11 protein-coding genes are annotated in these 11952 nt (G+C 71.1%); 7 read left to right on the forward strand and 4 right to left on the reverse strand.

Annotation, left to right across the window (positions count from 1 at the left end; all coding sequences use genetic code 11):
- The first annotated feature begins 17 nt into the window (after positions 1–17).
- From ACLVWQ_RS35775 to ACLVWQ_RS35785, 3 genes are all read left to right on the forward strand, one after another.
- Complete coding sequence (locus ACLVWQ_RS35775) at positions 18–1049, forward strand: ketoacyl-ACP synthase III (protein ID WP_414113432.1); 1032 nt, start codon at positions 18–20, stop codon at positions 1047–1049.
- A gap of 71 nt (positions 1050–1120) precedes the next feature.
- On the forward strand, positions 1121–1369 hold the full coding sequence (locus ACLVWQ_RS35780; protein WP_055611752.1) for an acyl carrier protein: 249 nt from the start codon (positions 1121–1123) through the stop codon (positions 1367–1369).
- A gap of 142 nt (positions 1370–1511) precedes the next feature.
- Entirely contained in the window at positions 1512–2783 is a 1272-nt protein-coding gene (locus ACLVWQ_RS35785; RefSeq protein WP_414113433.1) for a beta-ketoacyl-[acyl-carrier-protein] synthase family protein, read from the forward strand.
- Positions 2784–2882: 99 nt separating this feature from the next.
- Here ACLVWQ_RS35785 and ACLVWQ_RS35790 read toward each other — a convergent pair whose 3' ends face one another.
- Positions 2883–3377 carry a DUF3145 domain-containing protein gene (locus ACLVWQ_RS35790; RefSeq protein ID WP_414113434.1) on the reverse strand — a complete coding sequence of 165 codons (495 nt, stop codon included), beginning with the start codon at positions 3375–3377 and terminating at the stop codon, positions 2883–2885.
- 207 nt (positions 3378–3584) lie between these two features.
- Here ACLVWQ_RS35790 and ACLVWQ_RS35795 point away from each other — a divergent pair, with 207 nt between their 5' ends.
- A complete protein-coding gene (locus ACLVWQ_RS35795; RefSeq protein WP_414113435.1) occupies positions 3585–4508 on the forward strand; it encodes an SGNH/GDSL hydrolase family protein in 924 nt (307 codons plus the stop codon).
- Between the two features lie 145 nt (positions 4509–4653).
- On the opposite strand, the gene ACLVWQ_RS35800 is transcribed toward ACLVWQ_RS35795, so the two are convergent.
- Positions 4654–7092 (reverse strand): glycoside hydrolase family 3 protein, encoded by a 2439-nt coding sequence (locus ACLVWQ_RS35800; protein WP_414113436.1) that lies wholly within the window; start codon positions 7090–7092, stop codon positions 4654–4656.
- A 152-nt stretch (positions 7093–7244) separates the two neighbouring features.
- Here ACLVWQ_RS35800 and ACLVWQ_RS35805 point away from each other — a divergent pair, with 152 nt between their 5' ends.
- Together ACLVWQ_RS35805 and ACLVWQ_RS35810 are read left to right on the forward strand one after the other, a co-directional pair.
- Positions 7245–7880, forward strand: a complete 636-nt coding sequence (locus ACLVWQ_RS35805) for a TetR/AcrR family transcriptional regulator (protein ID WP_414113437.1) — start codon at positions 7245–7247, stop codon at positions 7878–7880.
- A 109-nt stretch (positions 7881–7989) separates the two neighbouring features.
- Positions 7990–9300, forward strand: coding sequence for a pyroglutamyl peptidase (locus ACLVWQ_RS35810; RefSeq protein ID WP_414113438.1), 1311 nt, complete (start codon positions 7990–7992; stop codon positions 9298–9300).
- On the opposite strand, the gene ACLVWQ_RS35815 is transcribed toward ACLVWQ_RS35810, so the two are convergent.
- Complete coding sequence (locus ACLVWQ_RS35815) at positions 9290–10132, reverse strand: EI24 domain-containing protein (protein WP_414113439.1); 843 nt, start codon at positions 10130–10132, stop codon at positions 9290–9292. The two genes, ACLVWQ_RS35810 and ACLVWQ_RS35815, sit on opposite strands and share 11 nt — an antisense overlap.
- A 192-nt stretch (positions 10133–10324) precedes the next feature.
- Complete coding sequence (locus tag ACLVWQ_RS35820) at positions 10325–11347, reverse strand: NADP-dependent oxidoreductase (protein WP_414113440.1); 1023 nt, start codon at positions 11345–11347, stop codon at positions 10325–10327.
- Between the two features lie 112 nt (positions 11348–11459).
- Between ACLVWQ_RS35820 and ACLVWQ_RS35825 the strand changes: the two genes are divergently transcribed.
- Positions 11460–11906, forward strand: coding sequence for a MarR family winged helix-turn-helix transcriptional regulator (locus tag ACLVWQ_RS35825; protein ID WP_414113441.1), 447 nt, complete (start codon positions 11460–11462; stop codon positions 11904–11906).
- Positions 11907–11952 lie beyond the last annotated feature (46 nt).

Genomic DNA, 11952 nt, shown 5'->3' on the forward strand with positions numbered 1-11952 from the left:
TAAGGAGCCGACAGAGCATGTCGAAGATCAAGGCCCGCAAGGGCGCCCCGTACGCGCGGATCCTCGGTGTGGGCGGCTACCGCCCGGTTCGTGTCGTGCCGAACGAGGTGATCCTCGAACGTATCGACTCGTCCGACGAATGGATCCGTTCGCGCTCGGGCATCGAGAGCCGGCACTGGGCGAACGACGAGGAGACCGTCGCCGCCATGTCGATCGAGGCGTCCGGCAAGGCGATCGCCGACGCCGGGATCAACGCCGAGCAGATCGGCGCCGTGGTCGTCTCCACCGTCTCCCACTTCAGCCAGACCCCGGCCATCGCCACCGAGATCGCCGACAAGCTCGGCACGGCGAAGGCCGCGGCCTTCGACATCTCGGCGGGCTGCGCCGGCTTCGGCTACGGACTGACCCTCGCCAAGGGCATGATCGTCGAGGGTTCGGCGCAGTACGTCCTGGTCATCGGCGTCGAGCGGCTGTCCGACCTGACCGACCTGGAGGACCGCGCGACGGCCTTCCTGTTCGGTGACGGCGCGGGCGCGGTCGTCGTGGGACCCTCCGAGGAGCCGCACATCGGCCCCACGGTCTGGGGTTCCGAGGGCGACAAGTCCAACACGATCAAGCAGACCGTGCCGTGGGACCGGTTCCGGATCGGCGACGTCTCACAGCTGCCCCTGGACTCCAAGGGCGAGGTCAAGTTCCCCGCGATCACGCAGGAGGGCCAGGCGGTGTTCCGCTGGGCCGTGTTCGAGATGGCCAAGGTCGCCAAGGAGGCGCTGGAAGCCGCCGGACTCACTGCGGACGACTTGGACGTCTTCATTCCCCACCAGGCCAACGAGCGGATCATCGACTCGATGGTGAAGACGCTCAAGCTGCCGGAACACGTCACGGTCGCGCGTGACGTGCGCACCACCGGCAACACCTCGGCCGCCTCGATTCCGCTCGCGATGGAGCGGCTTCTGGCGACCGGCGAAGCGAAGAGCGGCGACACCGCGCTCGTCATCGGCTTCGGGGCGGGTCTCGTATACGCCGCGACGGTCGTTACCCTCCCCTAGGCACCCCGTCCGGATCTTTCCGGGCGGGAGTACCGCCACACCCTCTGGATACACAAGAAGGAGCGCCTGACATGGCCGCCACTCAGGAAGAGATCGTCGCCGGTCTCGCCGACATCGTGAACGAGATCGCCGGCATCCCGGTCGAGGACGTCCAGCTGGAGAAGTCCTTCACCGACGACCTCGATGTCGACTCGCTGTCCATGGTCGAGGTCGTCGTCGCCGCCGAAGAGCGCTTCGACGTCAAGATCCCGGACGACGACGTCAAGAACCTCAAGACGGTCGGCGACGCGACCGAGTACATCCTCAAGCACCAGGGCTGAGCAACACCCCAGGCCCGGAAGCTGCATGGTGGCTTCTGATGGATCTCCGCGGCGTTCCACGGAGATCCGCCAGAAGCCCCCTGGCCCCGCCACCCGGCGGTGGCGCCGCTGAATCCTCGTATCCGTTGGAGAAAGAATTCCCGTGAGCCCGACCAATCGCACCGTGGTCGTCACCGGTATCGGCGCAACCACACCGCTTGGTGGCGACGCAGCCTCTACCTGGGAGGGCCTGATCGCCGGACGTTCCGGTGTCCGCCCTCTGGAGCAGGACTGGGCCGCCGACCAGGCGGTCCGTATCGCGGCGCAGATCGCCGTGGAGCCGGGCGAGGTCATTCCGCGACCGCAGGCCCGCCGCCTGGACCGCTCGGCGCAGTTCGCGCTGATCGCGGCCAAGGAGGCCTGGGCGGACGCCGGTTTCACCGACAAGGCCGGCGAGGACGCGGCGGTCGACCCCCACCGGCTGGGCACGGTCATCGCCTCCGGCATCGGTGGCGTGACGACCCTGCTCGACCAGTACGACGTGCTGAAGGAGAAGGGCGTACGCCGCGTCTCCCCGCACACCGTTCCCATGCTCATGCCGAACGGCCCCTCGGCCAACGTGGGACTGCTCGTCGGCGCGCGCGCCGGGGTGCACACCCCGGTCTCCGCCTGCGCGTCGGGCGCCGAGGCCATCGGCTACGCCATCGAGATGATCCGTACCGGCCGCGCCGACGTCGTCGTCGCCGGCGGCACGGAGGCGGCGATCCACCCGCTGCCCATCGCCGCCTTCGGCAACATGATGGCGATGTCCAAGAACAACGACGACCCGCAGGGCGCCTCGCGTCCCTACGACACCGGCCGTGACGGCTTCGTCCTGGGCGAGGGCGCCGGCGTGATCGTCCTGGAGTCGGCCGAGCACGCCGCCGCCCGGGGCGCCCGGGTGTACGCGGAGGCGGTCGGCCAGGGCATCTCCGCCGACGGCCACGACATCGTGCAGCCGGAGCCGGAGGGGCGGGGCATCGCGCACGCCCTGCAGAACCTGCTCGACAACACGGACCTGGACCCGGCGGAGATCGTGCACGTCAACGCGCACGCGACCTCCACGCCTGCCGGTGACGTGGCCGAGCTGAAGGCGCTGCGGAAGGTCTTCGGCGACGACACCGACCACTTCGCCGTGTCCGCCACGAAGTCCATGACCGGGCATCTGCTCGGCGGGGCCGGCGGGGTGGAGTCCGTGGCGACGGTGCTGGCGCTCTACAACCGGATCGCGCCGCCGACCATCAACGTCGAGAACCTCGACCCCGAGGCGGAGGCCGCCGCGGACGTCGTGCGCGGTGAGGCCCGGAAGCTGCCCGTGGACGGGCGGATCGCCGCGCTGAACGATTCGTTCGGGTTCGGCGGGCACAACGTGGTTCTGGCGTTCCGGACCGTCTAGACGGTCCGGACGGTCTGGACGGTCTGGATTCGGCCGTTCTTGTCCTGACGGTGAGTGGCCCGGACTCCTCTGTGAGGAGTCCGGGCCACTTGTCGTCAGTCAGACGACCTGGTGGAGCCAGCGGACCGGGGCGCCCTCGCCCGCGTAGCGGAAGGGTTCCAGTTCGTCGTCCCAGGGCTTGCCGAGGAGCTTGGTGAGTTCCGACTCCAGCTGAGTCTCGCCCTGCTGGGAGCGGACCAGGGCGGCGCGCAGGCGGTCCTCGGGGATCAGGATGTCACCGTGGATCCCCGTCACCGCGTGGAAGATGCCCAGGTCGGGGGTGCAGCTGTAGCGCTCGCCCTCGGCGGTGGCGCACGGCTCGGCGGTCACCTCGAAGCGCAGCATCTGCCAGCCGCGCAGCGCCGAGGCGAGCTTGGAGGCGGTACCGACCTCGCCCTTCCAGGAGAACTCGGATCTCCACGTGCCGGGCGAGGCGGGCTGCCGGATCCAGTCGAGGCTGACCCGTGTGCCGAGCACACCCGCGACGGCCCACTCGACGTGCGGGCACAGCGCGCGCGGCGCGGAGTGCACGTAGAGAACTCCACGTGTCGTCACTGGGGACCTCCGGACAGAGCGGGCATCTTTTGGCTTGGCGGATCGTTCAGTGGCAGGGCGGCCACGTGGCGAGGCTACCGTGCGGCGGCGCAAGGGGTGTGACGTACCGTCGGTCCCAGCGGCCGCAAACACGGAGGTTTCACCCAGGAGGACGCTGGGGGACGGGCTGCCGTTGCGTGGCGAACGAAGTGACGAGGGGAACTGGGGATGCGAAACCGTGGTCATGGCTCGCGGGGCCTCGTCCCGGCCGTCGCCGCCGTGGTGGCGGCTCTCGTGGGCGTCGCGGGACTCACCGGATGCGACGCGGTCGGCGGTGACTCCCCCGGGCCGACGGGCACCGCGGCACAGACCCGCAAGCCGTCCCCGAAACCCACTCCGGCCTGGGACCGCAGCCCGCGCTCACTGGCCGCGGTCGGCGACTCGATCACCCGCGGGTTCGACGCCTGCTCGGTCCTCACCGACTGCCCCGAGGTCTCCTGGGCGACCGGCACCGACGCGAAGGTGAACAGCCTCGCGGTACGCCTCCTGGGGGCGACCGGCGCCACGCGGCACAGCTGGAACTACGCGGCGACCGGCTCCCGGATGGCCGACCTGCCCGCCCAGATGGCCCAGGCCGCGGCGAAGAAACCCGAGCTGGTCACGGTGATGGCCGGCGCGAACGACGCCTGCCGCTCGTCGGTGTCCGCGATGACCTCGGTCGCGGACTTCCGCACCGGGTTCCAGGACGCGCTGAGCACCCTGCGGGAGTCGCTGCCGAAGACCCAGGTGTACGTGTCGAGCGTGCCCGATCTGAAGCGGCTGTGGTCGAAGGGGCGGGTGAATCCGCTGGGCAAGCAGATCTGGAAGCTCGGGATCTGCCCTTCGATGCTCGGCGACGCGGATTCGCTGAGCTCGGCGGCGACGTTGCGGCGGGACACCGTCCAGGACCGGGTCGAGTCGTACAACACGGTCCTGGAAGAGGTGTGCGCGAAGGACCGGCTGTGCCGGTTCGACGGCGGGGCGGTGTTCGCGTACCGGTTCGGGACGGAGCAGTTGAGTCACTGGGACTGGTTCCATCCGAGCAAGAACGGGCAGGCGCGGTTGGCTGAGATGGCTTACGACGCTGTGACCGCGCGTAGGCCTCCGGCGTGAGGACAGGGGGTGGGTGGGTTTCGGTTCTGGGTACGGTGCCGGTCCGGTGGGGGCTGGGTGCGCAGTTCCCCGCGCCCCTAGAAGCAAGGGCCTCGCTGCCCTCCAGCCCCTCCTGAAAGCAGCCCCGTTGTCCTTCTGGCTGCGCCTAGACGGTGAGGGTTGAGGTCAGTCTTGTGGCCGTCAGGGAGTGGGAGGCCGCTACCTCGTAGGTGCCCTTCAGGACCGTCCAGGTGCTGGTCTGCTCGTCCCAGGTCTCGAAGGTTCGGGGCGGGAGGTCGATGGTCGTCTCCGTCGATTCGCCCGGGGCGGCCTCCACGGTGGCGAAGCCCGCCAGTCGGCGGGTCGGGCGGTCGGGGGTCGGGGGCGACGGGGACACGTAGATCTGGATGGTCTCGCGGCCGGTGCGTGTGCCGGAGTTGGTGACGCGGACCGTGACCGTCGTGCCCGTCACGTCGATCTCGTCGTACGTCCAGTCGGTGTAGCCGAGCCCGTGGCCGAAGGGGTACGCCGGGGTGCGGCCCTCCTTCTCCCAGGCCCGGTAGCCGATGAACACGTCCTCGGTGTACGGGAGTTCGCCGTCGGTGGGGCTGACCTCGGTGACCGGGGCCGCCGCCAGGGAACCCCAGGTGGTGGGGAGGCGGCCGCCGGGCTCATGGGCGCCGGTGAGGACGTCGGCCAGGGCCGCGCCGCCCTCCTGGCCCGGGAACCAGCCCAGGAGCACCGCGGCGACCTCGTCGCGCCACGGCAGTTCCACCGGGGAACCGGAGTTGACGACCACGACGGTGTTCGGGTTGGCGGCGGCGACCGCGTGGACCAACTCGTCCTGGTGGCCCGGGAGCCGGAGGTCCGACCGGTCGAAGCCCTCGGACTCGACCCGCTCGGTCGTGGCGACCACGACGACGGCGGTGTCGGCGGCTCGGGCCGCCTCGACGGCCTCGGCGATCAGTTCGCCCGGGTCGCGGCGGGGCTCCTGGTGGGCGAGCGTGAAGCTGATGACCCTGATCGGCGCGTCGGCGGGGACGACGACGAGATGGCGCAGCGAGACCTCGTAGCTGTGGCCGGCGGTCAGGTCCACCGTGGCGTGCTCCACGGGGTCGCCGAAGAACGTCACGAACGGGTCGTCCACGTCCGTGCTCTGGACCCCGTCGAAGTGCTGCGCGCCGTCGACCGTGAGCGTGAAGGCGCCGAGCCCCTTGATCCCGAACGTGTGCGGGCCGCTCACGCGCGGGGTGAAGGTGCCGGTCAGTTCGACGCTGTGGAGGCGGTCGTGGGTGACGCCGTCGGGCAGGTCGGTGCCCATCCACTGGATGTGGCCGCTCGGCGCGGAGCGGGTGCCCACGACGGCGCCCTCGGCGTCGCGGCAGACCGCGCGCAGCGCGAACCCCTTGTCGGCAGGGGCCAGTTCCTGGCTCGGGTCGGCGCCGACCGCGTACGTCAGCGCGCCCTCGGGCAGTGCGGCGGTGAGGCCGTCGAGCGGCGAGACGACCTGGGCGGGGAAGACGGTGGCGGAGCCGCCGCCGAGGACCCGGGCGTCACGGGCGGCGGCGCCGATGAGCGCCACCGTGTGCCCGCCCGGGACCGGCAGAGCGCCTTCGTTGCGTACGAGGACGAAGGCGCGGCGGGCGATCTCGCGGGCCAGCGACTCGCCGTGCACGGTGGCGGGCGGTTCGGTGACGACGGGCTCGGCGCCCTCCAGGATGCCGACGCGGGCGGCGAGGCGCAGGACGTTGCGCACGGCGTCGTCGACCCTCGCCTCGTCGGTCTCGCCGGCCCGCACGGCGGCGGCGAGCGCGGGCCCGTACACGGTGGTCGGTCCCGGCATCGCGACGTCCAGGCCGCCCTCGATGCTGCCGACGGTCGAGCGGGCGGCCGACCAGTCGGAGACGTTGAAGCCGTCGAAGCCCCACTCGCCGCGCAGGACCTCGTCGACCAGGTAGCGGTGCTCGGTCATCGTCGTGCCGTTGACCGAGTTGTAGGCCGTCATGATGCCCCAGGGGTGGGCGTTCTCGACGATCGCCTCGAAGGGGGCCAGGTAGAGCTCGCGCAGGGCACGCGCGGAGACGACGTTGTTCACGGTGAAGCGGTCGGTCTCGGCGTCGTTGGCGACGAAGTGCTTGACGGTGGTGCCGACACCGCCCTCCTGTACGCCGATGACGTACTCGGAGCCGATCCGTCCGGTGAGGTACGGGTCCTCGCTGTACGCCTCGAAGTGCCGGCCGCCGAGCGGGGAGCGGTGCAGGTTGACCGTGGGGGCGAGCAGGACGTGGACGCCCTTGCGGCGGGCCTCCTGGGCGAGGAGCCGGCCGGCGCGGCGGGCCAGGGCGGGGTCCCAGGTGGCGGCGAGGGCGGTCGGCGACGGCAGGGCGATGGACGGGTCGTCGGCGGTCCAGCGCACGCCCCGGACGCCGATCGGGCCGTCGGACATGACCAGCGACCTCAGTCCGATCTCGGGCAGTGCGGGCAGGGACCACATGTCCTGTCCGGCGAGCAGCCGCGCCTTCGTGTCCAGGTCGAGACGGCCGAGAGCCGCCTCGACCACCGCCTCGCGCGCCTGATCGGCCGGGGTGGGCCGGGTTCCTGCCATGGCGGTGCCTCCTCGTTGAGTACGCCTCGTCGAAGTCCGTGGTCGTCTCTCCTTCTTCCCATCGTGCCCGCGTCACCTGTTGATCGGTAGGTTTTGTTATCGGGGCGTTACACATACGGCGCAGTGGTCCGTGCCCGTCGTACGGTGACGTCATGACGAGCGGCACGAGCGGGACGAGCGGAGTTCCCAGATCGGCCAGGCGCACGGAGCGGCGCGCGGAGATCCTCCGGGCGGCCCTCGAGGTGATCGCCGAGCGCGGGTACCGGGGCGCGAGCCTGGCGGCGGTCGCCGAACGGGTCGCCCTCACCCCACAGGGCCTGCTGCACCACTTCCCGACCAAGGAGGCACTGCTCGTCGCGGTACTGGCGGAGCGCGACCAGTGGGACGCGGTGCCCGGCACCGGGTGGCCGCTCGCCCTGCTGGGCCAGCTGGTCGAGTACAACGCCATGCGGCCCGGGATCGTACAGACCTTCTCGGCGCTGCTCGGCGAGAGCGTCACCGAGGGGCATCCGGCGCGCGAGTTCTTCACCGAGCGGTACGAGACCGTGCGGGCGAACATGGCCCAGGTGCTGCGGACCGAGTACGGGGAGCGGCTGCCGAGCGGGCTCACACCGGAGCGGGCCGCGCCGCTGCTCGTCGCGGTGATGGACGGGTTGCAGTACCAGTGGCTGCTCGCGCCGGAGTCGGTGGACATGCCGGCGGCGTTCCGGGACTTCCTCACACTGCTGGGCGAGAGCGAGGACGAGGGCGGAGGCGAGGGCGGGGGCGGCACCGAGGGCGGGGGCTGAACGGTCCCACGGGGCGCGGTGGCCTCGCGCCATGGCGCGCGCCCCGCGCGTCACGCATACTGCCGCCATTCGACGACGTCCCCCTCGCGACGGAAGGACCTGAACCACCTTGACGCACATACGTGTTCGGATCGGTGCCCTCGGCCTGGCAGCTCTGCTGGCGGGACTCGCCGCGCCGCCCGCCCTCGCCGCGGAGGACCCGGCGGCCACGCCCACCGTGGAGGAACAGCGCCTCGACAAGGCGGCGCCCCAGGAGATCCTGACCCGGTCCGGATTCGACACGGTGGCACCGGAGTTCGCCCGAGCCCTGGCCAAGGCGCGCTCGTACGCGCAGGCCGAGCGCGTGGTCGAACGGCAGGGTGCCCGGCTGTGGCAGCGGGCGGTGGACCGGGCCCAGGGCCGCGGCCCCGCGGGCGGTGACCTCAGCAGGGACGACGACCGGCCGCTGTACTGGGCCAGGCTCGGCATGACACGTGAAGTACGCCAGTGGCAGCCGGAGTTCGGCCTGACCGAGGCCCGCCGCGCCAAGCTGCTCGCCGCGCTGGAACGGACCTCGCGCGGCCAGGACAGCATCCGGTACCCGCACTCGGGCGCCGACGGGGGCAAGGGAGTCAAGGGCACGAAGGGAGTCAAGGGGGTTAAGCGGATCCTGGTGACCGGTTTCGACCCGTTCACCCTCGACCGGGACGTGCGGATCTCCAACCCGTCGGGGGCGACCGCGCTCGCGCTGGACGGCACGGTGATCCGGACCGCGGACGGCCCGGCGCGCGTCGAGACCGCCGTCTTCCCCGTCCGCTGGCAGGACTTCGCGGACGGGACGGTGGAACGGACGCTGCGCCCGCACCTCCCGCACGTCGACCTGTTCACGACGATCAGCCAGGGCCGGGTGGGCCGCATCGACGTCGAGCGCACCAACGGGGCCTGGCGGGGCGGCTTCCCGGACAACGAGAACCTCTCGCGCACCGAGACCGTGCCGGTGACGGACCCGGCCTCGCAGCCGCAGTGGACCACGACGACCCTCCCGTACGAGGACATCGTCGCCGCGGACACGGGGCGCTTCCCGGTGTACGACAACACGTCGGTGACCGAGATCCCGGCGGGCGGGACGGAGTCCGTCGTACGCCCCGACGGACCGACCGCGGGCTCGACGGCGCGGGCGGGCGGGGGCGGCAACTACCTCTCGAACGAGATCGCGTACCGCGCGACGCTGCTGCGCGACCGGCTCGGTCTGGCCGGCTCGCTGCCCGGCGGGCATGTCCACACGCCGGTGCTGGAGTTCGGGGCGGGCAACACGGACCCGGCGAGCGGGGCGGTCACCGATCCTCAGTTCGTCCAGAACCGGCTGGACATCATCGCGCAGATACGGTCGATCCTGACGGTGGCGGCGGACAGCACGGCGGACGTGGACGTCACCGGCTGACGGGGTTCGCGGGACCTGCGGGGCCTGCGGGGCCTGCGGGGCCTGCCGGGGCGGCGGGGTCCTCGTCGTCCGAGTTCTCCTCGCGGGTCTCCTCGCCCAGCAGGTCGCGGGCCATCAGGGTGGCGCCCGCGACCGCGCCGGGCATCAGGAAGACCGCGACGAAGGGGACGAGGAAGGCGAGGCCCAGCGGGGTGCCGAAGCCCCAGACCAGGGTCTTGCGGGAGCGGAGCATGGTGAGGCGGTCGCGGAGTACGACGCCGCGGCGTTGCAGGGCGACCGCCGTCAGTTCCTCGGTGAGGAAGAAACCCGTGACGAAGAAGCCGATCACCGGGACGACGGTCTGCCCGACGAACGGGATGAACCCGAGCGCGAACAGCAGCACGCCCCAGATCAGGGCCCTGACCACGATCCGGATGCTGTCACGGGTCGAGATCACCAGTTCGCGCCAGAGCGGGAGGCCCGACTCGGGGGCCGTGCCGTCCGGGGACACGTCCCGGTCCACCTTCTCGGAGAGGTTCTCGTAGAAGGGCTGGCCGAGGACGAGGGTGACCGCGGTGAAGGTGACGACGGAGAGGAGCAGGGCGAGGGCGAAGAGGACGACGGTCAGGAAGCCGCGGAAGAGGCCGAGCCAGGGGCTCGTCCAGTCGTCGGCGAAGGGGGTGGCCCAGGTGACGAAGTCGCTGCCCCACAGGGCCAGGGCGGTGAGGGCGGCGGCGTACAGCACGAGGGTGATGAGGCCGGGGATCAGTCCGAAGCCGAACTGCTTTCCGTGCCGGGCCACCCAGCGCTGGCCGCGCATCAAGTACCGGAATCCCACCGCAAGATCACGCATACCCGCACCATACCGGGGCCGCGCGCCTGACTGAGCCGGGCGCGGCCCCTTGCCGGGTGCGGGCCCGTTCGCGGCCGAGTGCGCGGTTCCCCGCGCCCCTCAAAACCCGGCCCACCGCCCGGCGTCCGACCGCAGGTCCAACGTGGCTGAGCGCGCCGTTCCCCGCGTCCCTGGCATGGCGCTTCGGGGTGGTCAGAGGGTGACGATCATCTTGCCGGTGTTGTCGCCTCGCAGGACGCCGAGGAACGCCTCCAGGTTGTTCTCGATGCCCTCCACCACCGTCTCGCGGTACTTCAGTTCGCCGGAGGCGACCCAGGGGCCGACGTCCCGGACGAACTGCGGCTGCAGGTCGTAGTGGTCACCGACGAGGAAGCCCTCGATCCGGCCGCGGGTCGCGATGAGGCGGGCGAGGTTCTTCGGGCCGGGGGCCGGCTCCGTGTTGTTGTAGACGGAGATCATTCCGCAGATCGCGATCCGGCCGTGCAGGTTGAGGGAGCCGATGGCCGCCTCCAGGTGGTCGCCGCCGACGTTGTCGAAGTAGACGTCGACGCCGTCCGGGGCGGCCTTCCTCAGCTGTTCGCTCACGCGGCCGGTCTTGTAGTTGAACGCGGCGTCGAAGCCGTACTCCTCCACCAGCAGCTCGACCTTCTCGTCGGAACCGGCCGAGCCGACGACCCGCGAGGCCCCCTTGAGCTTGGCCAGCTGCCCGACCTGGCTGCCGACCGCGCCCGCGGCGCCCGACACGAAGACCGAGTCGCCCTCCTTGAAGGCGGCGGTGCGCAGGAGGCCCGCGTACGCGGTGAGGCCGGTCATGCCGAGCACGCCGAGGTACGCGGTCAGGGGTGCGGCCTCGGGGTCCACCTTGACGGCGTGCTTGGCGTCGAGCACGGCGTACTCGCGCCAGCCGAAGAAGTGCAGGACGTGGTCGCCGACGGAGACGCCCTCCGCGTTCGACGCGAGGACCTCGCCGACCGCGCCGCCCAGCATGACCTTGCCCAGCTCGAAGGGGGCGGTGTAGGACTTCGCGGCGCTCATCCGGCCACGCATGTACGGGTCCACGGAGAGGTGCTTGTTCCGTACCAGGATCTGGTCCGGGCCCGGCTGCTTCAGCTCGGCCTCGACCAGCGCGAAGTCCTCGGGCTTCGGCCAGCCGACCGGGCGGTTGACGAGATGCCATTCGCGGTTCGTGGTGGGGATGCCGGCCGTGTCGCTCATGGGGGGTGCCTTTCCTGGTGCAACGGTTTACACATGGGTGAATGCTTCAGTATGTGAAACACCATGCTCATCAATATTTCATGATGTCAAGTAACGGAGTAGCCTGTCGGGCATGGCCACACAGAAGACTCCCCCGTTCGACCCACTGACCCTTGAGGTCGTCGACCTCATCGGCACGGTTGTGGCCCGCTACCACGAGGAGTACGAGGACGCGGCGACGGAGCACGCGTTGACGGGGGCGCAGGCGCGGCTGCTGAGCCTGCTCTCGCTTGAGCCGCTGCCGATGCGGCGGCTGGCCCAGAAGCTCAAGTGCGAGCCGTCGAACGTCACCGGGATCGTGGACCGGCTGGAGATGCGGGGGCTGGCGGAGCGCCGGCCCGACCCCTCGGACCGGCGGGTGAAGCTGGCGGCGGCGACGGTGGAGGGGCGGCGGGTGGCTCGGAGCCTGCGGGAATCCTTGCGGTTCGCTCGGGAGCCGTTGGCGGGGTTGTCGTCGGGGGAGCGGGAGGTTTTGCGGGGGTTGCTGCTACGGATGCTCGGTGGCTCCGCCGTCGAGTGAGGGGCCCTGCGGGGCTTGGGCCGCGTTGTTCGTCTGCGGGCCCGGT

Source organism: Streptomyces sp. CWNU-52B (genome assembly GCF_047444975.1).
Lineage (GTDB): Bacteria > Actinomycetota > Actinomycetes > Streptomycetales > Streptomycetaceae > Streptomyces.